Raw genomic sequence first — 24,425 nt, forward strand, 5'->3', positions numbered from 1 at the left:
ACCGGTGGCACCGGAAGGTCAAGGGCATCAACTTCGATTCGCCGGGAGGCCACCGTGACCGTCACCTTCGACCCGCCGCTGCTGCAGCGCATCGCCGGCTACAACCGCACGCTCCGCGAGGAGATCGCCGAGCGTGCGGCCGCGCAGCGCGCTCTCGCCGCCCGCGCTCTCGCGTTTGCTGCCCACGCGGTGAATCCGGATGCGCACACCGTCACGGTGCACGAGATCGACTCGTGGTTCGCATTCACGGACGTCACCTGCACGGGACCCGACGGCTCGCTGCGCGCGGTAAAGGGCTTGCCTGTCGAGGTGCTCAGCGTCGTCAGCGCCGCGCTGGCGACCCTTTGCCCTGGCGAAGCGTGCGCGCCGTGGAGGCGGGCCCAATCCACCGCTGAGCTGGACATCGCAGCTGCGCTCGTCCCGGCCGCCGGGTGAGGAATTGTCAATACCTGTGGATCTGGGTTTGTCAGGCGACCTCGGACACTGGGGTGTCGGGCGATGGTTCCGGGGTGATGTCGACCGGACGTTCGAGGAGCTTGCCCTGGTGGAACACTGCGCCGGCCCGCACCAACGCCACCAGGTGTGGTGCGTTGACCGCCCGCCACCGCGACTGCGCTGCTTCGATCAGCTTGTAGGCCATCGCCATGCCCGCCGCCCGTGATCCCGGGCCCTTGGTCACCCTGGTCCGAAGCCGAACCGTCGCGAAGGTCGATTCGATCGGGTTCGTGGTGCGTAGATGCACCCAGTGCTCGGCGGGATACCGGAAGTACTCGAGCAGCACGTCGGCGTCATCGACGATTTTCTTCACCGCTTTCGGGTACTTCGCGCTGTAGTCACGTTCGAACGCTGCGATCGCCAACTGCGCCTTGTCGATGTCCTCGGCCCCGATGATCTCCTTCATCGCCGCCAACGCACCCGGATGCGCCGATTTCGGGAGTGCAGCAAGAACGTTGGCTTGTTTGTGGAACCAGCAGCGTTGTTCGCGGGTGGCGGGGAACACCTCCCGCAGTGCCCGCCAGAATCCCAAAGCTCCGTCCCCGACCGCGAGCGCCGGCGCGCGCATCCCGCGGCGGCGGCAATCCCGCAGCAGGTCCGCCCAGGACTCGGTGGACTCTCGGTAGCCGTCGGCCAGGGCGACGAGTTCCTTGCGGCCGTCCGCCCGCACCCCGAGCATCACCAACAGGCAGAGCTTTTCCTGCTCGAGCCGGACCTTCAGGTGGATGCCGTCGACCCACAGGTACACATAGTCGACCTGCGAGAGATCCCGCTTCGCGAACGCGGTCGCCTCGTGCTGCCACTGCGCGGTCAGTCGGGTGATCGAGGCCGGTGACAGGCCGGCACCACTGCCGAGGAACTGCTCCAGAGCGGGCCCGAAGTCGCTGGTCGACAATCCGTGCAGATACAGCAGCGGCAGCACCTCCGACACCTGCGAGGACTTGCGAGCCCACGCCGGCAAGATACGCGACGAGAACCGCCTGCGCTCACCGGTATCCGGGTCGGTGCGCCTGTCGTTGACCCGCGGTGCCTTCACCGCCACGGCACCAGCAGCGGTGATCACCTCGCGCTGCGCGTGGTAGCCGTTGCGCACGACCAGACGGTGGCCGTTGTCGTCGACCTCACCGGCATGCCGGGCGATATAGTCGGCGACCTCGGCCTGCAACGCTGCGGCGAGCATCTGCCGGGCCCCGTCACGGACGATCTCGTCGAGCAGCGACCTTCCCGGATCCGCACCAACACGGGTGTCGTTGGAGTCGTCGTTGTTGTCCACTACCGTGAGCACGGGCGTGCCTTCCCGCCAGCGTTGGCGCGCTGGTCTTGATCAGAATTCAGGTTCCTTGCAGATCATCTTCCGGGAAGGCACGCCCTCCCGGGATCCACAGGTTCTGATCATTGCTCCCGCCGGGTACCCATTCCAGACTGTCGAAGAGCGGGTCCTTGGCGCGCTCGAGAAGCAGACCGGCAAGACGATCCGCAAGGTTGAGATCACCAGCGAGGAGTTCGAAAACGGCTTCTACCCCTCGACCACGGTGGAGGTCGATTTCACCGATGGCGACAGCGAGCACGTGTACTTCGAGGCGTTCGACGATGGGGATTTCCTCTCAGAGTTGCACGAATACCAGGGTCAGTTCGGTCGCAACACCCGCATCGTGATCACCCGGTCCGCACAGGGCATCACGATCGACTGATCACCGCGCACGGCCCGCACCGGGGATGGCGGGCCGTGCGCCTTCCTTTCAGCTCGTCGGTTGTCCGCAGCACCCGCTGACCCATCGTCGACCCATCCACGCCGGTGCTCGTGTGCCGGCGACCGAACCGAACTGGAGACGAACTCATGACCACGAACCCGCACGATCCGACCAACCTCACCGAGGTCGCCAACAAGCGAGGCACCGTCATCCGCGTTGGTCAACAGTGGTGCGACAACAGCCCGACTCGGGATCCGATCCGGCACTTCACTATCGAGGCGATCGAGGAGACCTACGGCCACCATCAGGCCATCTGCCGGATCACCCACGGCACCGACCGCGCCACCGGTGGCCGCGTGCCGATTGATCGGGTGGTGAGCATCGACGTCGACCGGTTACACCCGGTCCGCACCGGCTACCGACAAGTCGACCCCTCCGATCCGACGTGACCCGGGTCGTGAACGGTCTCGGCCATGGGGTCTTCGGAGGACTTCCCAGGACTGTGAAAAGCCACCGGGTGCACCGCACCGTCGTTCGCACTGTCGTCGTGCGACCTGGAACCTGTCCGCCCGCACCAAGTTGGGGGAGGGTGGAGAAGCCGGCCCTCATGCTGCCTGTCACGTGATGACGAGGGGATGGCATGGGATTTCCGGGGATCGACGGTCGCATCGGCGAGGCTGATCGTTTGAAGAATCCGCGTGCCGTTCGAAAGTTGTCCGTATGTCAGACGAGTCGGTGCAGCCGCTCATGGCGGAACACCCGTGCCGTAACGGATGAAACACCTATCGGATGTGTTTCTAGCGTTGCAATTGCCATCACGGAGATTGCAACGCGAGGAGGACACGCCATGCCGCGAAGGATTCGACCCGAATGCACGTGCGGGACCTGGGATCGGCTTCACGAGCCTCACTGCGACCGCCGCACCCGCGACTTCATCGAGAACGACGAATTCGATGACGCGGTCGACGAGTTCAGGGACGACTGGGAACCGACCCCGACCGACTACGTCGCTGCCGGGCTCAACATCGCCTGACACCTCTACCGCGGCTGCCCCGTGCACCTGGCGGGGCAGCCGCCGTATCTGCCTGCCCTCAACACCGAAAGTGAGGACTGATGTCCGAAGCCACCCGTCCCAAGAGCACCATCGCGCAGATCATCACCGCCGTCGCCGCGGTCACCGGCGTCGTTCTGCTGGTGCTCGCGGGCGTCGTCTTTGCACAGATCGCCGAGCAGTCGGCTGTCACCGTCCCCAGCGCCGTCAAACAGTGGGCGTGCCTGCCCTACACCGAGTACGTCCTCGACCAGCACCGCGCCGGTCTGACGCCCGAACAGATCCGGGCGACCCTCGACGTCGTCGAACTCGACCGCGGTTCACAACCAGGAGTCACCCCTGCCACTGTGAACATCGACGAACCACGCCTCGACTCGATCGACACATGCGGTTTGCCCGCCGAGATCATCGACGCGGCCGCGAAGTAGCGACGTCAGCACCGGCCCCGGCCCCGTCCCTCGCGCGAGGGACGGGGCCGTCATCGTCTACCGGGCGACGCGTTCACGCGCGTCGAGTTCCTTGCCGAGCAGGTCGAACTCGGTGAGCATCCGGTACCAGTCCTCGACATGGTGCTCGACGTCGTAACCGGCCTCGAACAGACGTCGGATGAGGTCGAGCTGCTGGTTGTACCGGTCGACCCAGGCAGGCGCCCACACGGTGCCGTTCCAGCGCCGGTAGCCGTACGGCATGTGCTCCCAGCCACGGATGCCGGGGCGGAAACGACTGCGAAGCAGCAGAAGCAGAAACGAACATGAGGCCCTCCTGCGGGGGCTCGGGCGCAGCGGAAGGCCGCGCAGGCGGTGGGCCACCGACGGTGGCCCCGGGTCCTCATGTGGTGTGCAGCGACGGTATCGACCGCAGGCACGTGGTGTTTCAGCTGCCGCTCCACTGGTGAAGCCGGCCGGTACCGTGCCGCTCGCGGCGCACGCCGGAGTTTGTCGGGGTGTCCAGGGAAGATGCGCGCAGAGGCGAGCTGTCCGCCGTTGTCGGGCAGGGAAGGGTGAGGTGAGGTGACCGCAGTCGAGCAGGTCGATACCTTGCGGGCCGCGGTGATTGCGCTTCACCAGTCGGGTTCGGCGACAGCCATTCTGTCGGCCGCCGCACGGTCGGCGCACTGGCACCCCGCCGTCGTCGAGCGCGTTCGAGCTCAGTTGCCGGCCTTCGCCGACCAGCTCGGCGCCCTCGGGTTCGACCTCACCCAGCTCCTCGGTCCCACCGCCCAGAAAGCGAAGCCCCCGCCGCAGCGCGCGCCGCGGCATGGCTTCGGCGCCGGCCCACCGCGTGTCCCACTGGATCCGGCACTGCGCGCTCCACAGCACGCTGCGCCGCGGCGTGGTTTCGGTGCCGGCCCTGCCGCGCCAGCCACCGATCCGGCCCTGCACCAGGGGACACCGAAACCGCAGCACACAACCCGAAACGCTCGCCCCCGCCACGACGTCGAGATCCGCACCATCCCGACGCTGTCGGCCGCAGCCGTCCTCGGGCAGCCCTCCCACAAGCCACCACTCGAGTTCGAAGGCACTCTCGACGGACTGCGCGGCGTCCCCATCGATGACCTCGCCGGCATCCGAGACGACGCCGGCATCGGCGACAAGGAACTCGAACGCCTCACCGCCGCCGGCATCGCCACGGTCTACGACCTGATGATGCGGGTGCCGCTGCGCTACATCGACCGCTCCGAGATCACCCCCATGTCGGCCCTGCGGCCCGGGATGAAGAACGTCGCCACCGTCGGCAAGGTGCTGTCCACCAAAGCCGACTGGGGCAAGAAGTACGCCCGCATCGAGATCGGCGCCGGCGGCTACCGGGTCACCTCGATGCAATTCCAGCAGCCGTGGCTGGCGCAGCGCTTCCGCCGTGACGACCTCGTGCTGATGTGGGGTGACGTCACCGAATGGGAAGGGTTCATCCAGATGGGCGGTGCGCTGATCGCGCCGATGCGCGATGCCACCGCCCCGTTCGTGCCGGTGTACCCGCAGTCCGACAAACACCAGGTCTCGACGTGGACGCTGCACCGCGCCGCCCTCGACGCGCTGCGCCGTCTGCCCACGCTCGACGATCCGCTCCCGGAGCAGATCCGCACCGCCCGGCAGTTGCCGCGTCGGCTCGAGGCGCTGCGCGCCGTGCACGTCCCCGACAATGCCGCAGATGCCACCTCGGGCAGGGACCGTCTCGCGTACGACGAGCTGCTGCGGATGCAGTTGGCGATGGGTGTGCAGCGCAACGCCGCCCGGCAGCGACCCGCTGTCGTGCACGCACCCACCGGCCGACTGACCCGCCCATGGCTCGCTTCGCTGCCGTGGCCCCTCACCGGCGCCCAGACCCGCGTCCTCAAGGAGATCGCCGCCGATCTGCGGGCGCCGTCGCCGATGAAGCGGCTACTGCAGGGCGACGTCGGCTCGGGCAAGACCGCCACGGCGATCGGTGCCATGCTCATGGCCGTCGAAGGCGGCCACCAGGCAGCCCTCATGGCACCCATCGGCGTCCTCGTCCAGCAGCACTACGAGGAGATCGCCGAAACCTGCGAGCAGCTCGGCCTTCGAGCCGTCCTCGTCCCGGGCAAGAACAAGCCCAAGGCCCGACGCGAGGCGCTCGCCGGCCTCGCCTCGGGGGAGATCCACATCGCCGTCGGCACCACCGGCCTGCTGTCCGAGGACGTGCAGTTCAAAAGCCTCGGCCTCGCAGTGATCGACGAGCAACACCGGTTCGGAGTGAACCAGCGTGCAGCGTTGCTCGCCAAGGGCCCCGGCGGTGCGATCGCCGACGAACTCGGCGCCACCGCCACACCCATTCCACGTACCGCAGCGATGACCCAGTTCGGTGACGTCGACATCTCCATCCTCGATGAGCTGCCCCCGGGCCGGACCCCGATCAAGACTCGGTGGGAACCGGTGGTCCCCCTGGACGACCCGGCCCACGAACACTGGGTCTTCGTCCGCTCCCAGATCGCCGAAGGTCGACAGGCGTTCGTGGTCTGCCCGCTTGTTGCCGAGCCGGAAACGAAGGCCGGCCAGGAATCCGAAGCGCAGTCCGCTGCCGCCATGGAAACCGCGACAGCGCTCTCCGACGGTGCACTGTCCGGGCTGCGGATCGCGGTGGTTACCGGCCGGCAGAAGCCAGCGGACCGAGCCGAGATCATGCACGCCTTCAGCATCGGAGAGCTCGACGTGCTCGTCGCGACCACGGTGATCGAAGTCGGTGTGTCGGTACCGAACGCCACCACCATCACCATCCTCGACGCCGGCAACTTCGGTCTCGCGCAGCTCCACCAGCTCCGCGGCCGCGTCGGACGAGGCAAGCACCCCGGGTTCTGCGTCCTCACCGGTGAGGTGTCCGACATCGGACAGGCCCGCATGGACGCGATGTGCGAAACGACGGACGGCTTCAAGCTCGCCAACGTCGACCTCGAGCTCCGCGGACCCGGCGCACTTGCTGGCACCGCCCAGGCCGGACACCGCGCAGGGCTGCTCGTCGCGGACCTGCTCGCCGACGCCGAGCTGATGCACGCCGCCCGCGCCGACGCGCAGCAGATGCTCGCCGCCGACCCACACCTCCTCCGCCGGCCAACCCTGCGCGCCGAAGTCGAACGCGCGCTGGGGGAGGACGCCCACTACCTGCGGCGCAGCTGAGCGGGCAGCGTTACCGTCCACGTGAGTAGCGGCGTACCGCAGTTGAACTGGGGTGGGCAAACCAGCAGGGGTGGTCGCCGTTGACGACCAAATGTGCCGATCGATTCCGTGGCTCGAGTAGGATGAACTCGATGTTGCCGCAGCACCGTTCGGAGGACTATCGCCGGTCGGGAACTTGCTGGTCAGTTTTCTATGGCCAATGATGGGACGGGTGCAGCTAACGCACGCGTACTTCCCGTTGTCAGGGCATACTCGCACGATGTTGAGACACCATTCGCGTGATGCGTGGGGCTCCGGGCAAGGCCGTGAAATCGCTGTCGTTACGGCGCCTCGCGCTGCGGGGGGCTCGTTTTCATTGCGAACAGACTCAGGCCTGGTAAAAGCAGCGCTTCTGTACTCGGACAAGGTCCGGCTCTTCTCTTACGGCGCAGTGATGATGGAACAGCTGATGTGGGCGGGACAAGCCAGTCTTGAACGACTGCTTGAGTTCCTCGCGACTCAAAGCGATCAGGTGTTGAAAGAATTTGGCTTGGATCCGAGCCTGTCAAGCAATATTTCGAATTCGGATAGACGGCGTCTCAGGCGTCGAGCTCGAGCAATAAACCCGAGGTTGACCGACGACCTCACACGCATCCTCTATCTGCTTGAGCAGGCAGGGGATATGGATTCGCGTGCGGTCTACGAGGGGTCTGGATTGGGCGAGCTTGAGGTATTGCTAGAACGCGGATTGATGTCGCTGGCACCCGATGGCTTCGATCTGGGAGATGGCGTCGATGCTCATCCAAAGGTCTATACCGCTGCGCTGCGTGCATTACTTACGGACCACTCAGTGCACCCGTTGTTTGACACCACGATGTCGGAGAGGGTGAGCGCTCTAGTCGAGTCAGGTCGCATTAGGCCGTCCCCGCTCGTCGTCAAACATGCCGGGGTGGCAGCAGCAGGTACGGGCCTCATTCAGAGGCTGCCAGTTTTCCCATATGCAGCACTCGATGATGTTCTCGACGCTCGCGATCAGCTAAGGGAGCCGCTGTCCTCTTACAGGAAGGGAATGGCCGAGTATGCAAAAAAGTTGGGGGCAAGTCCCTTCGACAACGACCGCCTAAGGGCCGAGATCGATGACCTTTGGCATGATGAAGTGGAAATTCATCTGAGGAATTTGTATGAGTCCCTGAGTGCGACCAAGCTTGTTTTCAACGCAGCCAAGGATGCATTGGCGAATACCAGGGCTGTGGTGAGTGGGTCCATTGCCGCCGCTTCCTCCATCTGCATGGGCGTCGCGGATCTCACGGCCCTGACCGTAGCTGCCGTCCCGTCAGTGGCTGGTGTAGCAGCGACAGCATTGAAGTCGAAGGACATTGCGAACGAAACGGCGCGTAATGACCAGTTCTATTACCTCTTGGAGCTCAACAGGCGTTACCGTCCGCGCTGAGCGGATCGAACGTGCCAGCGTGCACGAATGATTCCTCGTGCGGGTGGAGGTGGATCAGCGGGCTACGTTGCAATAACGTCGGCGGTCCAGGACGGGTAGCCGGTGAGGTCGGTACTGCACCACCACCGTCCTTCGCGCCGGTAGCTGTTCGCCGCGAGGATCTCGTCGGCGAACTGCTGGCCCCAGGCCGTCGTCTGATGGTCGTGCACGGGGATCTCCTGCTCCCAGGCAGGAGGATCGCTCGGGTGGCTGTCGGCGCCCACCGCGGTCAGATCGATCGTGTTGCCGCAGGCGTTCGGGTGCATAGCGATGGTGGCGGTGATCAGCAGTGACGTGTCGTGCATGGCGCATCCTCTGGTTCGGATCGGTTGATGCGCAGCACGTTACGGACGGGAGGTGCAGGGTGTTTCAGCCGAACGCTCACGCTGAATCTGGCAGAAGGCACTGCTCGCGCCGAGTCGCACCCGGCAGTGGCGCGGTCATCGAGGTCATGCAGTCACCGGTACAACACCATCAGTCACCCGAGGGAAATTGGAGTCACGGAAACAGGACATCAAGCCCCGGCCATCCGGGTTGGGCCACGACCCTCGAAAGGAGGGGTGCAGCATGCGCACTCGTACTGTTTCCGATTTGCACCTGTGCCCGTCCTGCGGACACGGAATCGTTCGTGCACGCTCGCTCACAGCCCAGGAGCTCGCCGACGGTGCTCCTCAGGACAACCTGGCGGTCATCGGGTGCTGCGCCACCCATAGTGATCCGGCCGTCGTCGCCGTGTACGTTCCGGTCGTGACGGTCGCAGCGGGGCCGACGATCACCGCCGACGTTGCGATCGACTCGTTCTGCCCCGACTGCGGTGACACCGCGACCGGCTGCAAGTACCTGCAGCGCGAGGTCGTCGGACTCGCCGCGCTGGTGGAAGCCCGATTGCAGGCGGAGGGGCTGGTCTGGCAGGACTAGGCCCGACATCGTGGCCAGCGGCCCGAACCCGAGAGGTTCGGGCCGCTGGTCTAGGTCAGGATCCGAAGGATCCAGTGGGTAAGCATGCGGAACCGATGCAGACCGGCTCTGGCCTGGCTGGGACTTCCAGCAACACGGGCTCTGCAGTGCCGTCGAAACCTGTAGTGGCCTCGATCAGTTCGAAATCAACTGTGTAGCAAATCCAGTCGATTGTGTAGGTGCCGGCGGGCACATAGTCGTCGGTCGCGCTAACAGAATTCTCTACCACCGGAGGACTAGCGAAAGCCTGGAGTTCGTACGGGGAGGTCTCGTCGCCAGTCTCGGTGCCAAGGTCCACAAATCGGCAGTAGCCTGCAGCACCGTTCGCGGAGGTGAATGTCCCGGTGACGCTGTTGCCGCCGCTGGGGTTCACGACGGTAGTGAATGTGGCAGCAACGTCTCCGGGTGCTGCGATGGCGGGTGCGGCGAAGCAGAAGGGTATCGCGACTGCGGCGGGCAGGACGGTTCGCTTCGTCCATCTACGCATGATGACGGCTCCGTGTCGTGTCGGTTCGCTGGTGTCGTTTCCAGCCGTGGATACCCCTGGCCAAACACCAGTAACCGGTGGTGTCGTCATCCGCATGATTGTCCTGATCCGTCGCGTTCGTCTGCGGTGGAGAAGCGGCACGACAGGATCTGCTCGCAGTTGCCGTACCCCACGGCGCAACCGAATCACTATCTCGAGGAGAACACCGATGGCTCTTCCCCAGCTGTCCCCGGAAGCGCGCCAGCAGGCGCTCGCGAAGGCCGGCGCGGCTCGACGCACGCGCGCACTGGTCAAGGAGGACCTCAAGAAGGGGCGGGTCGAGCTGCACGAGGTGATGCAGCGCGCTGAAACGGACGAGGTCCTTGCGAAGATGAAGGTCATCGACCTGATCGCAGCTCTTCCGAAGTTCGGGAAGACGAAGGCGTCCGCAGTGATGGTCGATCTCGACATCGCGGAGAACCGGAGCATCCGTGGTCTTGGCCAGAACCAGCGAGGCGCACTGCTGCAGCGGTTCGCCAGCTGACATCTGGCTATCGGCTGCCGGCCCATCATCACGGTGGGTCGGCAGTCGGCGTGCAACACCAGAACGTCGCGTACGAGACCGTGGCGGCATCTTCCATCCAGCAGAAGGAGTCGTCACGATGCTGCAGATCATCCGCAATCCGGAGCAACCCCTCGACGCCGCCGAGGTCGATCACCTGACCCCCGAGCACTTCACTGACCTCGATCAGGTGCGTTACCTGATCCTCACGCACGAGCACGTGTTCGCCTCGATCGTGCCGGAAGTGACGATTGTGCCCTCGGTCCGTGTGGGACTGGTCGGCGACGGCGACCCGATCGCCGAATTGGTCGCATCGATCAGCCGAATCGAACCGGGCAGCGTGGTCACCACCGACCTCATCGTCACCGACCTCGGGGAGTGGACACCCGACACGACCTGCAACGGATACGAGCTGGCCGAGCAAGTCCTCGATGAGGTCGTGGACCTCATCAATGAGGCCCTGTCGAACGCCATGCACCTCGTGGCCATGGTGGGTGCGCCATGAACGTGATGAACCCCGGCAGCGGTGAACCCCGGCCGTATCCTCGACGCACCGATACCGATGCCCCCGCCGATGATGGCGGGCAGGAGGATTTGATGGCCAAGGCCAAAGACACAGTCACCGTGAGGCTACCCGGGGAACACCGTGCGGTCTCCTGGTCCGGAGGAGCATTCGCCGGGGACCCCGAACTCGTCTCGACTGCCCAGGGTCTCGCAGCGATCGCGGCGCAGGTCGAGGTCGCCCCACCCGGGGGGTACGCCACCGCGGGCGCGGACAGCAGGCAAGGGGCGATGGTGGCGATGCTGGGCGCCGCCCGCGGTCGCGGCATCGTGGTTGAGGACGACCCGGAATTGTGGGAAGGCATCATCGACCCCGACGCTGATGATGGCGGCGAAATCATTCATTGAACGGAAGGCGCTTTCGCACATGGACTATCGCAGCACCCACGCAGTCGGCCGTCGACGCGACCCTCGAGACGGCCCCCGCGCGCCGCGCCCGGCGACCACGGACCGCCCTGCCACCGGGCCGAACATGACCGAGATGATCCACCGAGAGCTGTTCTCCGACTACAGGCCGACGGGGCCGAAATAGTCCGGTCTCCGGTCAGTGGGCGGTTCGGGCCTCGGTGATCAATTCCTGGGGCATCGCCCGCTGCCCTTCCTGCGCGCGGACCCACTGCACAGCCTCGGAAGGGGACATCCCCAACACCTGTCCCAGCGCGGAAACCGTGGTGACCAGCGTCCCGTCCGCCGTGCGAACATCCCAGGCCCGCATGTCCCGGAACGTCGGGATCGGGCGCCGCGCTTGCTCAGACACGCTCAACCTCCCACTGTGCACGGCCACCGACCACGATGACCTCTTCCTCGGACAAGCATCCCATTCCCGTTCGGGGCAACGACAGGATCCGCGAGGCATGGACGGTGCCGTGCAGCCGCACCGACACGTACTCATCGTCGTCCCACTCGCGGCGGGCGAAGTAGGACGACACCTCACCGCGAAGGGTGAACGACGCCGCCGGGTTCAACGTCAGATCCGCCGGCTGTCGATCACCTTTCACCGCCGGCACCCACGCAGGAGCAGGGGAGCCGGTCGGAAACCACATCCCACGCGAGATCGACACCTCGGAAATCCCACGCGCGGCGAGATGCCTTTGCGTGAGCGCGTACTGGGCCTGCACCACCGCCCGGGCCCGCCGCGCTTCCACCGACTGGGGAAGGTCGGCGTCGGGATGGACGAATACATCCCGGACCGCGGACTGCATATGCACCGCCGCGGGTGACATGTCGCGCTCTGTGTGCGCAGCCCACGCCGACATCGCCTGCGAGGCGACCGTGCGCCGAGCAAGGACCGCGACAGATCCCGTCTCGCTCGGGGTCACCATGCGGTGATCGACCCGCTCGCCGGTCCCGATCTGCCGCCACGGTTCGTCGTTGGCTGTCCGCCAGCACAACCCGGCCGCAGACTGACCCCATTGCGCTCGATCGGGTGCCGCCAGCGCTGCGCACTCTGCGTCATCGAACAGTTCGCGGTCCTCGACGGCGGCCAGCTCGTCCCCCAGTCGGGCAGCATTGTCACGCTTGACCGGTACCGCGAACGGCTCGAGCGCGCCCTGCGACAGCACGACCGGCACAGGCTCGCCGTCGATGTGGTCGTCCTCGATGCACGCCCGCTGTGCCCGATCGAGTGCCATGTCCCGATGCGCTGCGAACTCGGCGCTGTTTGTATCCAGTGACCCGTCCGCCCGGCGGGGGATCTCCGGCAAGCCCTGGGGGAGTGGCCCGTACCGGTCGTCCCGGCACACGGTGGTGATCGCGTCGGCGTCGGCGGCGGTCAGCGGAATGTCCTGATACAGGCTGGTCGACAGGGATTGCGCAGCAGCGGTTCCGGCTGCGGTGGTCGCTGGTGTCGGGGGCGGAAGGTGGGTGCTGGCGGTAAGGGCGAGGCGGCGGGCGTCGAGGATGACCGATGGGCAACGGTGGGAGGCCGCGGCGAACTGGCCGCACGCGGGACAGCGATCGCCGCCGCCTCGGACCTGCGGAGGTGTCCATCCATCGGCCGCTGCCGGGTTCGCCGCGATGTCGGCAGCTCGGCGGCGCGCGAGCCCACGCGTGACGAGCCGGCGGAGTTCGGCGGCCTGCTCTGGGTGTCCGCACTGTTCGTGGGCGTGGGCCTCGAGCATCAGGTTGTGCACGCCGCGGGCGGTGGACGCAAGGTCGATGCGTTGCTGCTGAAGTTTGCGTCGTGCTTGGTCGAGCTCGCCGGCGGACTGGTCGAGCCATGCCTGGGACGTCGGTTGCCGTGCTGCGGTCGCCAGTCGCGCATCGTGGGTGAGCTGCAGCCGTCGAACCTCCTGCTCGGCGCGGTCGAGGCGATCAGCGGTGTGGGGGAAGCACCGTCTGCCGACACGGCACACTGCGGGTCCTCCTGGTCTGTGGGTGCGGGTCGCGCACACCGTAGAAACGCCGTTCACCACCGCCAGGCGGCCGACTTTCCGGCGCAACACCCGATGGGTGCGGTCGTAGCGTTCTCTGTCATGACCAGTACTGACCCGTCCACCGAACGTGAATCGGTGACCGTCGTGACCATCGACCACCGGCACGGCACCACCGTGTCGACCCACCGCACCGAGGCTGGCGCTCAGCGCGTGCTGCGCGAACACGTGGAGACGTGGTGGCATGAACTCGCAGACGAGCCCGGCCCGGTCCCCGACAGTCCGAGTGCAGCGATCGACGAGTACTTCACCCGGCACCCGAGCGACTTCTACACAACCGAAGTCGTCGAACTCCTGGACTGATACGACGCAGCAATGCACCCGCCCCAGCCCGGGTGCTCTGCCTTCAACCCCGCAGCTGACGAACTGACGCGGCGTCTTCGGCTGGGCTGTCATCCCCGGCCGAGGTCGAGAATTAAAATCGAATGCATGTTCGATCACTGGCCGTCTGGGTTAGGTCCTCCGCCGTACCGCGTCGTGGACCCGCCGACGCCAGTGATCGTGCACATCGCCTCCGCTATCGGCTCCACCGACGGACGCCGTGCCAACGAGCTGCCACTTCGAGTGCGCGCGGAAGGACTCGCCCTGGACCTCCAGGTACCGGGGGCCTTGTCGGCGTGGGCGCGGGTGAATACGGGGGGCTGGATCTGTCGCGTTTCGTTCCAGATCCCGACCGGCAACGGCCGCGGCTACCTCGAAGTCGACCAATGGTGCCCCGCCTCAGCTGTCCGACCGTGCAAGTGAGACCGGTTCCGCCGATGGCGATCGCCTCAGAGCTGCAGGATCGAGCAGTCGTAGAACCACCAGGCCTCGATCCGATCCCTGTCGGTCCTGATCGTGATGTCAACAGGGCCGGTGCCGCCGGCCGGTACGACGAACGCGAAGGTCGGGACGTGCGGTGCGTCGTTGAACGAAGCGGCGATTCCCGGCCCAGATACATGGCAGAAGCCCGGGAAATTCGGACCGACAGAAAGTGAGTTGACCCGGCAGGTCAGCAAGGAATCGTTCAGGCGCTGCGGGCACTTCTCGTAGCGTCACTCCTTCTCGTTTAGCGAAGGCAGCCATTTCCGAGAGTGAGATTTTCACCTATTCAGCGTGAACCTGCGAAAGGGAGTGTCTACCCAGCGACCGGGTGAGAGCTCTCCAGAGCGAGGCAAAGGGGCTGTACTGGGCGGCAGCACCTCAGGGACCACTCGATGTGACATCCACGGACGCCAGAAAACGCGCTGGTCCGACGGTCGATCGCTCTGTCCGCGAAGGGTGGAGAACGTTCATGGTCCTATTCGGCCCATGAATCGTCGACGCCCGCCGCGCCGGAAGCAGGGCTGTGCCCCACGCTGCCGGAACCTTGTGGGCGCCGGCGGGGATGGGCTACCCGCAGAACTGCGCCGCCCGCGCGCGCAGCAACTCCGGGTCGCGCTCGATGAGCTCGACAGGGGTATGCCCGTCGACTGTGGTCATCCACCAACGGGCAACCGCCCATCCATCGCCGTGCTCGGTGACCTGCCGGTTTACTTCCGCCACCACCGGGTGGACCCGCGCCCGGGCGAGATCGAACTGGAACGCCGGGAACAGAAATCGGCCCTGTACCTCCACACCGACGATCTCGCCGCGCGAACGCAGGCGCGACGCGACAGCCCGGTTGCTCGATCCGCGCGCACCGACCGCTTCGGCGACGTCCACCGCGGTGAGCATGGGTTGGCCGAGCACGACGTTCTGTTCCGCGATCGCGGCGCGGGCGGCTGCAAGGGCCTGCTCGACGAGCTGTCCGACGCCGGCCTCGGTGACGGCGGTCAGCGTCGGGCCCATCGCCAGCAGAGTCGCGAGCTGGTCGCGGACGGCCGCGAAGGCTGGGCGGCGGTCGAGTTCGGTGAGTATTGCGCGCACGAACTCCGAATCGCTGAGGTCGGCGAGCTGGTCGCGCGGCGGCATGCGGTCCTTTCGTCGACGGCTCGTAGCGGTGGTTACGCAATCTTGCACCGTTGCGCGCGTTGCACCTACTCCATCACCTCGCGACCTCCTCCCGCAGACGGTGGGGACACCGAAAGCACAGGTAGAGCCGGTCGGGAAACAGGGAGAGACATTCGTGTGTGACGGGATCAACGATCCGGGCGGGCCACGTCGATGCCCCTCACAGCGCGGCGAACGGCGCCGCGAATACCGGCGTGCGCTCTACGCGGCGCAGAAGGCCGCGACCATCGCCGATCCCGCCGGACCCGAACCCACACATGGCGACCACTCGGCGATCGCGACAGACGAGCAAGTGCGCGAGGCATGCGCCGCAGCGAGCGCCCTGTTCGACGCGTTCGCTGGCAACCAGAACGTCGAGACGCTCCGCCGGTATGAATCTGCTGTCCGCTACGCCGGCGAGCTCGTGGCCACCCAGGTCGACGCCGAGATCGCCGCCCGCCTCGACCCGACCGAACTCGACCGACTCGACGCCGACGCCGCCGCGCTCGAGGCAGCCGTCATCGAGCACGCCCGGGAGAAACGTGCCGTAGAGCAGCGAGTGCATGACCTCACGGCCAAGCTACGACGACTACCGCCGCCGGAACGCGTCCAGTACCTCGACGAGATCGACGAGCTCGTCAATGACTTCAACCAGCGAAGCCGAACACTGCAGGCCACTGCCGCGGAGATCGAACGGCGTCGGCTCGCACACGGTGCCGCCGAAGGCCGCGTCGCTGCAGAAGTGCTCGGCCGCTACCGCGAGTACGGCACCGTCGTACCCGATGTCCACCAGAGCACCACGAAACGGGCACAGCAGGTCACCGCCGCAGCCTCCACCGTCTTCCCAGCAGACTGGATGACCGCGTCCAACAACAGCCGCCGAATGATCGTCAAGGAGTCCAAGGACCGCGCGTACTACCAGCACCAATCGAGAGTGCGTGTCTCCGAGAACACCGACTACGACTACAGCGACGACCCGACGTCCGAGCAGACCTGGGCAACCCGCAAGGAGATGCCGCCGGCACCGGAGAAGTCGACCGTCGACCGGATGCGTGAACTCGATTGGCCCGACGGCGACCCGAAGTGGGTCGCTGTCCGGGACCCGGAAACGCGTCGCTGGGGATGGAAGCTGCGCATGACCTACAAGGGCACCGTGACGATGTCGGAGCTGCGGGTTCCCAGCTCCGCATCGAGCGCCGAGGACACCCACCGCACGGCGATCCACGAGATGTCACACCGCGTCGAGACATTCAACGTTGCGGCGACCGCTGCGTGCCTGAGCTTCCGGGAACGCCGCACGACCTCAGTAGACGGGATCCCGCATACGTTGCAGCAGTACGCGAAGGGGGAGTACGTGCGCCCCGATGACTTCGTCGACGTCTACGTCGGAAAGCAGTACCAGTCGTCGGTACACACCGAGGTGCTGTCGATGGGGATGGAATCGGTGTTCGGGGGCTCCCATGGGGGACTCAAGGGCCGCCACGGTTACCGCGCCGATCCCGAGCACCGGCACCTGATCTTGGGTCTTTGCGCCACCGCCTAAACCCGGCTGTTGCAGCTGCAACACCGCGGATTCCCGTTTCTAACGTCTCAATCGACCGAGATCGACTGAGCCCAAAGGGGAATCCACGATGGCGCACCTGCCCTACACCGCAACCCGCCGACCTGCCGAGCTCGCCGTACACCGCCGAACTCACATCAACGTGGTGAGGCCCGCGGTGGCTCCCCGGCCCACGCTCGAAGAGGAGCTGCTCGCGCGTCTGGATAAGTGGATGGCGCACCACCCGACTTCGGCGAGCATTGTCGCCGGCGTCAGCGTCGTCGCCCTGATGTTCCTGGCGGCCTATGCCGTGGTCGCGTCGAGCGTCTGACACAACTACGCCCGCGTGAGAACAGGGCGGCACCTGCACCGATACACGTGAATCCACGTAGCCTCCGGTATCTTCACACCACCACCACCACCGCGGGGACCATCGCAGCGTCCACCGAGACCAAAAGAGCCGCCAACGATGACGGTTGCCCGCATCCAAGAGGCAGGTACCCCGAGGTGAACCTGCTTGTCAGCGTGCGTATCCCGACCGTAGTGCGGTCAATCCCGACTGCAACACTCTCCACCCTGGTCGGCAAAGTCGTTCCTGTCAGCACCGAGAACGACCGAAAGAAGTTGCCCGCCATGCCTGCTCCCGTGATCCCCACCAAGTCTGACTTCGCTGAAATTCACGGCATCGACACCGAGACGGGCTACCTCGTCGACGTCGACGGTGCGTTCCTCGGGGTTGACCCGGCCATCACCGCCTCCAAGCACAAGCTGTTCATCGCCGCGGCGACCGCCGCCGCCCGTCTGCTGCGCGCCCGCCCCTCCGCTGGCACCGCCACCGTGTGGAGCGGCAGCCACCAGCGCCTGTGGGACGCGATGAACATCGATCTCCGGCAGCTCCGCGGCCACGTCCATCACGACGCCACCCGCCGGCTGCGTGACGCGATCGACCAGGCCCGCGTCGAGCGTCGCCTCCGCGGGAACGGTCAGCCCTTGCCTGCGCGCAACGCCGTCTACCTCAAGGCCCTGGCCAGCGAAATCCGCCTCGCCGAGCGTTCCGTCGCCGCTCTGGCCGCCTGACCCCGCTGCGCCTCGCCCGGCCCCCCCGGGGCGGGGCGCAGCGGCCTCCAACCACCCGTCTCGCTTCACCCGCCCAGGAGTCCGCATGAGCGATCGGCCACTGATCCGCGTCACCATCACCGAGACTGTCGTCTACAAGCGCGACTACACACCCGAGGAGATCGTCGAGGTCGACCGCGGGTTGGCCGGCCGCCCTCCCGACGCGATCACCACCCTCATTAACGAGCACGGTGACAGTGAGGGGCGCTTGTACGAGGACATGGAGCGCCACAACGAGGTCATCAGCGCAATCGTTGAGGCGGTGCTCATCGACGAGTGACCGGCGCTGCCGCCCGTCGCAGGGAACTGCTGCATGGGCACGGCCGGCCAGGCGCTGTCCGTCGGTTCCCGAGGCGTCGTCTTGCCTGGAACGAGCACAAGCTTCGGCGTCTGTGGCTGTGCAACATTTGGAGAGGGGCGGCCCTACATTTTGTGCATCGGATCTGCTCACACCCCCGCATTGAACGGAGAGTCACGGTGCACACACCTACCGACAAAACCGAACTTGATCTTGTTACTGCGGTGCTGCTCGTCGTACCCGAAGCAACCACCATCACCCTGGAGCTCGCGGACTTCACCGAGACGCCCACCTGGGACACGATGGTCGTGCTCACCATGGGAAAGTACGCAGCACTCGACGCGCTGGAACTCGACGCAGACGTCATCGCAGCGTTCTCCGCAGCGCATCCGCCAACAGACCGGTACGTCATCGACGTCGACGCCGCCCTCACCGCGCCCCTCACACCTCCCATCCCGCTTCCCCTGCTAACCCCGACGTCCGAACCGATCCGGATCCCGCGGGCGGCATCATGACCCAGCCCAAGCTCGCACACGCCACCGAGTGGGGGCGGATGTACGGCCGGTTTGTGGGGGACCGGCCGCGTGTGCCCTCGCTTACGACCGTCCTGGGGGTTCCTGTGTGTTTGTCAATTGCAGGATCCTTCGAACATCGCAGCAGGCCAAAGCCTGGTGTCGGCCAGCGAGGGTTCCTCTGTGTTCGTCAAGTGGAGATTCGTTCGAAGGCCGGCGGTCGAGTTTGGTGCGGGTCGATGAGGGAAGCATCGGCCCGCACCGTTCTTCTGCCCCTCGCCTCTTTGGATTCACCCGATCAACGAAGACTGCCGTGCACGATTCGGGTGATCAACTCGCTCACGTCCACGCCTCCGGCTGCGACCCCTAGTGAGCCGGTCGACGAGAGCACGGCGATCCCGTGGATTCCGACCCATAGCGCGGCAGCACTCTGCTGGGGGTCGCGGACATCGGCGGACTCCTTGATCATCGCTACCAGCCAGTTGAACAGTGGCTGTGACGTGTTTCGCAACTGCGCCCCGGACCCTTCGAGTAGGTCGTGGCGGAAGATCAGTGTGAACATTGCTGGCCGGCGGCGAGCGAAATCGACGTAGGCGGCCGCAATTTCGGTAAGTCCGTTCCGTGATTGCTGGGCTGCGCCGGCGAGCGCGGCGGCGAGGTCACGCAAGCCGACTTCGGCTATCGCGGCAAGAAGACTGCGGTGGGTCGGGAACCATCGTCGCGGCGCGCCGTGGGAAACACCAGCTCGCCGGGCGATCGCCCGTAGGCCGACGTCGGCTGAGCCTGTCTCTTCGAGTAGCTCGACGCCAGCTCTCACCAAGGCCGACCTCGTATCTTCCACAGTCACGTAGACAGTGTCTCTCATCGTCGTGTAGACACTGTCTATGCGCTTGTGGAGTGCTTGCTTCTATCGGCTGTGTCGTTACGCCTTGATCGGGCCCGCGCTGTATTTGCGGGGTCGCCCGAAGATCGTGGGGCGTGGCAATATTCCGCGGCGCGGCCCGGTCATCGTGGCGGCCAATCACCTCGCCGTTCTCGATTCGTTCTATCTGACTCTTGCCGCTCGCAGGCAGATCACCTTCCTGGCGAAGCGTGAGTACTTCGACCGAGGTGGTGTCACCGGCCGTCTCCAGCGGGGTTTCTTCTCGGCCATGGGCCAGATTCCGGTCGACCGACGAGGAGGGGCCACAGCGTCGCCAGCGCTCGAAGCCGCGACTCGGATCGTCGAGCAAGGCGGGGCGTGGGGAATCCACCCTGAAGGAACACGCTCACCTGACGGTCGCCTGTATCGCGGGCGGACGGGCGCTGTCCGTGTCGCGATGGACACCGACGTTCCTCTGGTGCCAGTGGCAATCACGGGGACCCGGCCGGACCCGTCCGTTCCATGGTGGCGCCGCCGAGTGGTGGTCGAGGTCCTCGAGCCCTTGGACCTGGACCCGTTCCGCGACGCGGGCGCGACCGGTGTCCGAGCAGCCACGGACGAGTTGATGCGCATGATCGGTGCCCGAACAGGGCAGCAATACGTCGACGCTTATGCGAGGCAGTGGAATCCGCCGGCAGACCAACCAGATGCGGCCTGATGGGCGCTGTCAGGCGGCCACCGGTTGTCTCAGCCGGTCTTCGGTGTCGGCGCGCATTGTCCGCCAGAGCCTCTTCGCGATTTGTCTTTTGAGGCAGCGCATCGCCTCGCGGGATGTCTTTCCTTCGTCGAGCTTGCGGCGGTGATATTCGTAGCCGGGGCTGCTCGGGGTCCGGGCTTGCGTGACGGCGACGATGTGGATGGCGGAGTTGAGTGCCCGATCTCCGCTGCGGGAGAGCCGGTGCCGTTGTTTGTCGGCGCTGGCGACCTCGACGGGCGCGGTGCCGGTGTAGTTGGCGTACGCGGCCTCGTTCGGGAACCGCATCGGATTGCCGGTGCGGGCGAGGATGCGGCACGCGGTCACAGTGCCGACACCCTGGATCGTCGGCAGCGTCGTGCCGCAGGCGTCGAGCTCGGCCTTCACGCGATCGGTGATGTCGTCGATCTGGAACCGCAGCCTGCGCAGGTCTCCGACGACTTCGAGGCCGATCTTGACCCGCATCGAGTCCGCCGCGGACTCGGGCCGCAGCTTCCTAAGCTGCGTTGCGGCGTCCTCGGTACCGAAGTCCCGCTCGATCCCGCCGGGCAGCAATTCCCGCAGCAGCGCATGGAGTTGGTTGACCAGCCGGCCGTTCTGTTTGACCAGGTCGATCCGCCGTTCGTCCAGGATCCGCAGCACGTCGGTGTGGCCTTCCGGGGCGACCGGCCGGAAATCGCCCTGCGAGAATGCGACACACGCCGCGGCCGCGGCATCGATGCGGTCGTTCTTTCTCCGGCCACCACGGGAGAGTTCCCGAACTCGTGCGGTCGCGGTGGACGGGATGTCGACGGCCGCTTCGCCGCGGCCGATCAGCCACTGCGTCAGGTGATGGCCGAGGCCCGAGGCGTTCTCCACGGCCCAGATCCGGTCCGGCCACTGTTTCGACCAGGTCATCAACTGGGCGTAGTCGTCGAACGAGGCCCGGATCCGGAGCGAGCCCAGATCCCTGTTTGTTGCCGAATCCACCGCGGTCGCGGTGTGGGTGGACTTGTGCGGGTCGATACCGATGACGATCACCGTGGCGTGTCTCCGTGTGCTGGTGGATGGGGCATCCGCTGTCGGCATTCCGGCTTCCGGCCACCACCAGGTGGTGACGCTCCTGTGTCGAGCCAGGCAGCGAACGGAGACCGCGGGGAGGCAGAACCCTCTGAGAGCCAACCCGCCGGCCGGTCGGGTGGCAGGAAGCCTCCGGGCCATCCCCACGGTCTCCTACGGCACGCTACGAACCCGCCGGTTCGAACACCTGCCGCCACGCCATACAAGCCGGAAGCCCCGGACACCCTGCACGGGTGGCACGCCCGTGTCGCAGCCGACGCGATGAAGGCCTACCTCGACGGCGGTGACGCGCTGGCCCGGTACCCGCACGTGACCGCCGCGATCGACGAAGCCCGCGCCCGCAACCGCGACGTGGACCGGGCAGCGCGCAAGGCGATCGCGGGCACTGGCCTGTGGTTGGCTGACCAGGCGGCCGAGCGAGGCGATCGTGTGCACGACTACGCCGAACAGGTAGCCCGCTACTGTCCTGGTGTGCAGTTGCGATACCGGTACCGCCTCTATCCGACTCCCGGCCAGCAGAATGCGCTGGCTCAGGCGTTCGGGTGTGCGCGGGTGGTATTCAATGATGCGATCGCCGCCCGCGAGCGTGCTCGTCGGGACGGTCTGCCGTACCCGAAGGACGCGGAGTTGTCGAAAGCGCTCACTGCAGCCAAGCGGACCCCCGAGCGGAAGTGGCTGGGCGAAGTGTCGTCGGTGGTGCTTCAACAGGCTCTCGCAGACGCGAACACCGCCTACCGCAATTTCTTCGCCTCGATCAGCGGCAAACGCAAGGGCCGGAAAGTCGGGCCGCCGCGGTTCCGGTCCCGCCGGGACCACAGGCAGACCATCCGGTTCACCCGCAACGCCTGCTTCGCTGTCACTGGCAGTCGCATGTTGCGGCTGCCGAAGATCGGGGACGTGAAACTCGCCTGGTCCCGGGAATTGCCGTCGGAACCGTCCTCGGTCACTGTCGTCAAGGATGCAGCCGGACGCTACTTCGCTTCATTCGTGGTCGAGACCAGTAACGAGCCCTTGCCCGAACTCGACGCCGAGGTCGGAATCGATCTGGGGTTGACAACGTTCGCGGTCCTTTCCAACGGCACGATCATCGATTCTCCGAAGTTCTTCCGCCGCGCCGAACGTAAACTCCGCAAGGCGCAACAGGATCTGTCCAGGAAGGAGAAGGGCAGCAGGAACCGAGCCAAGGCGCGATTGCGCGTTGCGAGGGCTCATGCCAGGGTGTCTGATGCCCGCAAGGACTGGGCACACAAACACTCCACGACGATCATCCGCGAGAACCAAGCGATGTACGTCGAGGATCTGTGTGTCACGGGGTTGGCGCGGACCCACCTGGCGAAATCGGTGCACGACGCTGGGTGGGCCACGTTTATCCGGTTGCTTGAGGAGAAAGCCGCCCGGTACGGACGAGTGGTCGGAAAGGTAAATCGGTTCTTCCCGTCGTCCCAGACTTGCTCGACGTGCGGTCGGATCGACGGACCGAAGCCGCTGTCGGTCCGGACCTGGACTTGCCCGTGCGGAGCAGTTCATGACCGGGATCTGAACGCTGCACGAAACATCCTCGCCGCCGGACGGGCGGAGAGGCAAAACGCCTGCGGAGAGACGGTAAGCCTCCCACATAACGGGGAGCACGACTCGATGAAACAGGAACCCACCGAGAGCGCCACGGGCGTTGGTAGGAATCCTCGGACTTCGGACCGAGGAGGACGTCAAAAGTCGAAGGAATCGTTCAACGGCCAATTGAAGCGACTCGACCGATAGCCGGATTTCAGCTTGTGGCGGGGGCGAATCTCAGGAGTACCGCACCGACACGCAGATCCGGCGTGTGGAACCGGGGCGTAGGGGTAAGCCCGCCATGCTCGTGGGAAGCGGTATTTGCGACCTGAGACTTGGCCGCACTTGCTGGTGCGCTGTCCCGAGGGTTCCCGGTGAGTGCCTGTGTCGTCCAAGAGCATCGGTCGAAGCCGCGGGTAATGGCATTCCCGCCCGGGACTGATCGAGTGGCTGGACCAGATCGTCCCGCGGCCACTCCGGGCGTGAAGACGCAGCGCATTGCCATTGGAGAAACGCGCGGGCCGTTTCCGGTTTGTTGCGTCAACCCCATTACTCTCATGGGTGCGTTACGACACGACAGCTGGAGGATGAGAGTGGGTCAGCCGAACAAGGGACGGTTTCTCGACCGCCCGACCCCTTGGGTAGACCCGCCCGCGCCTGGCCCGACCGTGGTCATCGACATCGATGGCCCGCTGGCCAACATGGATGAGTTCGCCCACCTGATTCAGGCCCCCAAGTACAAGGACCGGGACTGGAAGGCCTTCCACAGTCACTTCGGCGACGCCGCACTCAACCGAGCCGGCGGCCGTCTCGTCCGCGACCTCGTCGACGCAGGCTTCACCATCGCGTACACCACCACGCGTCTCGACACGTTCATGCCGACCACCGACTACTGGATTCGGCAGAAGTCCCTGCCTCCGGGGCATATCGAGTGCCGCGAATTCTGGACCGATGGCACCGTCCGCCCGTCCCTCGACATCAAGCGCCGGCACTGGTGGAAGTGGGTCGACAAGTACGAGGACCAGTCACCGGTTGTGGCTTGGATCGACGATGGTCCCGAGGCCGTGGCGATGCTCGCCGAGCAGGGCTGTCCGGTCTGGAAGTTCGACCAGCTCGTCGTCGAGCACCTCGCCGGCAACCTGCTGCCGACGATCGAGCGCGGCCCCCGCCCCGCGGAGGAACTCGCCAAGCAGCGCGCCGAAGCACGCCCGATATTCGACGAGGCCGAAGCGGAACACCAGCGCAAGCACAAGAAATGGCAGCAGGCACACGTAGCCCGAATGAAGCAGCGGCAGAGGGAGCGCCGCCAACGACGCGCCCAGTCGTGAGCGGCCCCCACCGGGCAGGTACTTCGTTGGCACCGCCGTCGCCTACTCCCTGCTGACCGTTCTCGCTGCCCTTGGTCGTACCCCGGATCCGGGACCTCATCGGGTCGGCGCGGACCGTGTTCGCCGCCGCGCTACCGTCCCAT

29 protein-coding genes are annotated in these 24,425 nt (G+C 65.9%); 20 read left to right on the forward strand and 9 right to left on the reverse strand.

The window, feature by feature from the left end; genetic code table 11:
* Positions 1–54 precede the first annotated feature (54 nt).
* On the forward strand, positions 55–435 hold the full coding sequence (locus LPH33_RS25845) for a hypothetical protein (protein WP_229568579.1): 381 nt from the start codon (positions 55–57) through the stop codon (positions 433–435).
* 31 nt (positions 436–466) lie between these two features.
* Here LPH33_RS25845 and LPH33_RS25850 read toward each other — a convergent pair whose 3' ends face one another.
* Positions 467–1,780 carry an IS256 family transposase gene (locus tag LPH33_RS25850; protein ID WP_039584670.1) on the reverse strand — a complete coding sequence of 438 codons (1,314 nt, stop codon included), beginning with the start codon at positions 1,778–1,780 and terminating at the stop codon, positions 467–469.
* Between the two features lie 4 nt (positions 1,781–1,784).
* Between LPH33_RS25850 and LPH33_RS25855 the strand changes: the two genes are divergently transcribed.
* The 4 genes from LPH33_RS25855 (at position 1,785) to LPH33_RS25870 (ending at position 3,665) form a co-directional block, all read left to right on the forward strand.
* Positions 1,785–2,186, forward strand: coding sequence for a hypothetical protein (locus tag LPH33_RS25855; RefSeq protein WP_229568581.1), 402 nt, complete (start codon positions 1,785–1,787; stop codon positions 2,184–2,186).
* A 146-nt stretch (positions 2,187–2,332) separates the two neighbouring features.
* Positions 2,333–2,635: a hypothetical protein gene (locus LPH33_RS25860; RefSeq protein ID WP_193904261.1), complete on the forward strand. Its 303-nt coding sequence runs from the start codon at positions 2,333–2,335 to the stop codon at positions 2,633–2,635.
* Positions 2,636–3,033: 398 nt separating this feature from the next.
* Complete coding sequence (locus LPH33_RS25865; protein WP_138846023.1) at positions 3,034–3,219, forward strand: hypothetical protein; 186 nt, start codon at positions 3,034–3,036, stop codon at positions 3,217–3,219.
* 80 nt (positions 3,220–3,299) lie between these two features.
* Complete coding sequence (locus LPH33_RS25870) at positions 3,300–3,665, forward strand: hypothetical protein (RefSeq protein ID WP_138846022.1); 366 nt, start codon at positions 3,300–3,302, stop codon at positions 3,663–3,665.
* Positions 3,666–3,722: 57 nt separating this feature from the next.
* Here LPH33_RS25870 and LPH33_RS25875 read toward each other — a convergent pair whose 3' ends face one another.
* Positions 3,723–3,926: a hypothetical protein gene (locus tag LPH33_RS25875; protein ID WP_229568583.1), complete on the reverse strand. Its 204-nt coding sequence runs from the start codon at positions 3,924–3,926 to the stop codon at positions 3,723–3,725.
* A 321-nt stretch (positions 3,927–4,247) separates the two neighbouring features.
* Between LPH33_RS25875 and LPH33_RS25880 the strand changes: the two genes are divergently transcribed.
* Both LPH33_RS25880 and LPH33_RS25885 read left to right on the forward strand, forming a co-directional pair.
* On the forward strand, positions 4,248–6,866 hold the full coding sequence (locus LPH33_RS25880; RefSeq protein ID WP_229568585.1) for an ATP-dependent DNA helicase RecG: 2,619 nt from the start codon (positions 4,248–4,250) through the stop codon (positions 6,864–6,866).
* A 433-nt stretch (positions 6,867–7,299) separates the two neighbouring features.
* Entirely contained in the window at positions 7,300–8,295 is a 996-nt protein-coding gene (locus LPH33_RS25885; protein WP_229568586.1) for a hypothetical protein, read from the forward strand.
* Positions 8,296–8,357: 62 nt separating this feature from the next.
* Here LPH33_RS25885 and LPH33_RS25890 read toward each other — a convergent pair whose 3' ends face one another.
* Entirely contained in the window at positions 8,358–8,639 is a 282-nt protein-coding gene (locus LPH33_RS25890) for a hypothetical protein (RefSeq protein WP_229568588.1), read from the reverse strand.
* Positions 8,640–8,901: 262 nt separating this feature from the next.
* Here LPH33_RS25890 and LPH33_RS25895 point away from each other — a divergent pair, with 262 nt between their 5' ends.
* Positions 8,902–9,252 carry a hypothetical protein gene (locus LPH33_RS25895; protein WP_229568589.1) on the forward strand — a complete coding sequence of 117 codons (351 nt, stop codon included), beginning with the start codon at positions 8,902–8,904 and terminating at the stop codon, positions 9,250–9,252.
* Positions 9,253–9,307: 55 nt separating this feature from the next.
* On the opposite strand, the gene LPH33_RS25900 is transcribed toward LPH33_RS25895, so the two are convergent.
* Positions 9,308–9,868, reverse strand: a complete 561-nt coding sequence (locus LPH33_RS25900) for a hypothetical protein (RefSeq protein ID WP_229568591.1) — start codon at positions 9,866–9,868, stop codon at positions 9,308–9,310.
* Between the two features lie 118 nt (positions 9,869–9,986).
* Between LPH33_RS25900 and mihF the strand changes: the two genes are divergently transcribed.
* From mihF to LPH33_RS25915, 3 genes are all read left to right on the forward strand, one after another.
* The gene (gene mihF / locus LPH33_RS25905; RefSeq protein WP_229568593.1) at positions 9,987–10,301 is read left to right on the forward strand and encodes an integration host factor, actinobacterial type; all 315 of its coding nucleotides are present in this window, start codon (positions 9,987–9,989) and stop codon (positions 10,299–10,301) included.
* 118 nt (positions 10,302–10,419) lie between these two features.
* On the forward strand, positions 10,420–10,824 hold the full coding sequence (locus LPH33_RS25910; RefSeq protein ID WP_229568595.1) for a hypothetical protein: 405 nt from the start codon (positions 10,420–10,422) through the stop codon (positions 10,822–10,824).
* Positions 10,821–11,228 carry a hypothetical protein gene (locus LPH33_RS25915; RefSeq protein ID WP_217580333.1) on the forward strand — a complete coding sequence of 136 codons (408 nt, stop codon included), beginning with the start codon at positions 10,821–10,823 and terminating at the stop codon, positions 11,226–11,228. Before LPH33_RS25910 ends, LPH33_RS25915 begins: the two co-directional genes overlap by 4 nt.
* Before the next feature lie 196 nt (positions 11,229–11,424).
* Here the strand turns inward: LPH33_RS25915 and LPH33_RS25920 are convergent, their stop codons facing one another.
* On the reverse strand, positions 11,425–11,637 hold the full coding sequence (locus LPH33_RS25920) for a hypothetical protein (RefSeq protein WP_229568596.1): 213 nt from the start codon (positions 11,635–11,637) through the stop codon (positions 11,425–11,427).
* Positions 11,630–13,234 (reverse strand): hypothetical protein, encoded by a 1,605-nt coding sequence (locus LPH33_RS25925; protein ID WP_229568598.1) that lies wholly within the window; start codon positions 13,232–13,234, stop codon positions 11,630–11,632. Before LPH33_RS25925 ends, LPH33_RS25920 begins: the two co-directional genes overlap by 8 nt.
* Positions 13,235–13,354: 120 nt before the next feature.
* Here LPH33_RS25925 and LPH33_RS25930 point away from each other — a divergent pair, with 120 nt between their 5' ends.
* Entirely contained in the window at positions 13,355–13,615 is a 261-nt protein-coding gene (locus tag LPH33_RS25930; protein WP_229568599.1) for a hypothetical protein, read from the forward strand.
* Positions 13,616–14,683: 1,068 nt separating this feature from the next.
* Here LPH33_RS25930 and LPH33_RS25935 read toward each other — a convergent pair.
* On the reverse strand, positions 14,684–15,244 hold the full coding sequence (locus LPH33_RS25935; protein ID WP_229568600.1) for a hypothetical protein: 561 nt from the start codon (positions 15,242–15,244) through the stop codon (positions 14,684–14,686).
* 154 nt (positions 15,245–15,398) lie between these two features.
* Here LPH33_RS25935 and LPH33_RS25940 point away from each other — a divergent pair, with 154 nt between their 5' ends.
* The 5 genes from LPH33_RS25940 (at position 15,399) to LPH33_RS25960 (ending at position 18,731) form a co-directional block, all read left to right on the forward strand.
* Positions 15,399–16,805 carry a hypothetical protein gene (locus LPH33_RS25940; RefSeq protein ID WP_229568601.1) on the forward strand — a complete coding sequence of 469 codons (1,407 nt, stop codon included), beginning with the start codon at positions 15,399–15,401 and terminating at the stop codon, positions 16,803–16,805.
* Between the two features lie 88 nt (positions 16,806–16,893).
* A complete protein-coding gene (locus LPH33_RS25945; protein WP_229568602.1) occupies positions 16,894–17,133 on the forward strand; it encodes a hypothetical protein in 240 nt (79 codons plus the stop codon).
* A gap of 302 nt (positions 17,134–17,435) precedes the next feature.
* On the forward strand, positions 17,436–17,879 hold the full coding sequence (locus LPH33_RS25950; RefSeq protein ID WP_229568603.1) for a hypothetical protein: 444 nt from the start codon (positions 17,436–17,438) through the stop codon (positions 17,877–17,879).
* Between the two features lie 85 nt (positions 17,880–17,964).
* Complete coding sequence (locus LPH33_RS25955) at positions 17,965–18,198, forward strand: hypothetical protein (RefSeq protein ID WP_193904135.1); 234 nt, start codon at positions 17,965–17,967, stop codon at positions 18,196–18,198.
* 197 nt (positions 18,199–18,395) lie between these two features.
* Positions 18,396–18,731, forward strand: a complete 336-nt coding sequence (locus LPH33_RS25960) for a hypothetical protein (RefSeq protein ID WP_229568604.1) — start codon at positions 18,396–18,398, stop codon at positions 18,729–18,731.
* Between the two features lie 295 nt (positions 18,732–19,026).
* Here the strand turns inward: LPH33_RS25960 and LPH33_RS25965 are convergent, their stop codons facing one another.
* A complete protein-coding gene (locus tag LPH33_RS25965) occupies positions 19,027–19,575 on the reverse strand; it encodes a TetR/AcrR family transcriptional regulator (RefSeq protein WP_324256242.1) in 549 nt (182 codons plus the stop codon).
* Positions 19,576–19,612: 37 nt separating this feature from the next.
* On the opposite strand from LPH33_RS25965, the gene LPH33_RS25970 reads away from it, so the two are divergent.
* The gene (locus LPH33_RS25970; RefSeq protein ID WP_106201945.1) at positions 19,613–20,308 is read left to right on the forward strand and encodes a lysophospholipid acyltransferase family protein; all 696 of its coding nucleotides are present in this window, start codon (positions 19,613–19,615) and stop codon (positions 20,306–20,308) included.
* Between the two features lie 9 nt (positions 20,309–20,317).
* On the opposite strand, the gene LPH33_RS25975 is transcribed toward LPH33_RS25970, so the two are convergent.
* Positions 20,318–21,364, reverse strand: a complete 1,047-nt coding sequence (locus LPH33_RS25975; protein WP_229568605.1) for an IS110 family transposase — start codon at positions 21,362–21,364, stop codon at positions 20,318–20,320.
* A 510-nt stretch (positions 21,365–21,874) separates the two neighbouring features.
* Here LPH33_RS25975 and LPH33_RS25980 point away from each other — a divergent pair.
* Positions 21,875–23,161 (forward strand): RNA-guided endonuclease InsQ/TnpB family protein, encoded by a 1,287-nt coding sequence (locus tag LPH33_RS25980; RefSeq protein WP_229568781.1) that lies wholly within the window; start codon positions 21,875–21,877, stop codon positions 23,159–23,161.
* Positions 23,162–23,436: 275 nt separating this feature from the next.
* Positions 23,437–24,282, forward strand: coding sequence for a hypothetical protein (locus tag LPH33_RS25985; RefSeq protein WP_229568607.1), 846 nt, complete (start codon positions 23,437–23,439; stop codon positions 24,280–24,282).
* Positions 24,283–24,425 lie beyond the last annotated feature (143 nt).

Source organism: Rhodococcus sp. RDE2, assembly GCF_020885655.1.
GTDB classification, from domain to species: domain Bacteria; phylum Actinomycetota; class Actinomycetes; order Mycobacteriales; family Mycobacteriaceae; genus Rhodococcus; species Rhodococcus pyridinivorans.

What these genes read in the sequence shown, in the direction of transcription:
- LPH33_RS25860 (WP_193904261.1), top strand. Translation starts at nt 2,333, where the DNA reads ATGACCACGAACCCGCACGATCCGACCAACCTCACCGAGGTCGCCAAC.
- LPH33_RS25865 (WP_138846023.1), top strand. Translation starts at nt 3,034, where the DNA reads ATGCCGCGAAGGATTCGACCCGAATGCACGTGCGGGACCTGGGATCGG.
- LPH33_RS25870 (WP_138846022.1), top strand. Translation starts at nt 3,300, where the DNA reads ATGTCCGAAGCCACCCGTCCCAAGAGCACCATCGCGCAGATCATCACC.
- LPH33_RS25875 (WP_229568583.1), bottom strand. Translation starts at nt 3,926, where the DNA reads ATGCCGTACGGCTACCGGCGCTGGAACGGCACCGTGTGGGCGCCTGCC.
- LPH33_RS25885 (WP_229568586.1), top strand. Translation starts at nt 7,300, where the DNA reads ATGATGGAACAGCTGATGTGGGCGGGACAAGCCAGTCTTGAACGACTG.
- LPH33_RS25890 (WP_229568588.1), bottom strand. Translation starts at nt 8,639, where the DNA reads ATGCACGACACGTCACTGCTGATCACCGCCACCATCGCTATGCACCCG.
- LPH33_RS25895 (WP_229568589.1), top strand. Translation starts at nt 8,902, where the DNA reads ATGCGCACTCGTACTGTTTCCGATTTGCACCTGTGCCCGTCCTGCGGA.
- LPH33_RS25900 (WP_229568591.1), bottom strand. Translation starts at nt 9,868, where the DNA reads ATGACGACACCACCGGTTACTGGTGTTTGGCCAGGGGTATCCACGGCT.
- mihF (WP_229568593.1), top strand. Translation starts at nt 9,987, where the DNA reads ATGGCTCTTCCCCAGCTGTCCCCGGAAGCGCGCCAGCAGGCGCTCGCG.
- LPH33_RS25910 (WP_229568595.1), top strand. Translation starts at nt 10,420, where the DNA reads ATGCTGCAGATCATCCGCAATCCGGAGCAACCCCTCGACGCCGCCGAG.
- LPH33_RS25915 (WP_217580333.1), top strand. Translation starts at nt 10,821, where the DNA reads ATGAACGTGATGAACCCCGGCAGCGGTGAACCCCGGCCGTATCCTCGA.
- LPH33_RS25930 (WP_229568599.1), top strand. Translation starts at nt 13,355, where the DNA reads ATGACCAGTACTGACCCGTCCACCGAACGTGAATCGGTGACCGTCGTG.
- LPH33_RS25935 (WP_229568600.1), bottom strand. Translation starts at nt 15,244, where the DNA reads ATGCCGCCGCGCGACCAGCTCGCCGACCTCAGCGATTCGGAGTTCGTG.
- LPH33_RS25945 (WP_229568602.1), top strand. Translation starts at nt 16,894, where the DNA reads ATGGCGCACCTGCCCTACACCGCAACCCGCCGACCTGCCGAGCTCGCC.
- LPH33_RS25950 (WP_229568603.1), top strand. Translation starts at nt 17,436, where the DNA reads ATGCCTGCTCCCGTGATCCCCACCAAGTCTGACTTCGCTGAAATTCAC.
- LPH33_RS25955 (WP_193904135.1), top strand. Translation starts at nt 17,965, where the DNA reads ATGAGCGATCGGCCACTGATCCGCGTCACCATCACCGAGACTGTCGTC.
- LPH33_RS25970 (WP_106201945.1), top strand. Translation starts at nt 19,613, where the DNA reads ATGCGCTTGTGGAGTGCTTGCTTCTATCGGCTGTGTCGTTACGCCTTG.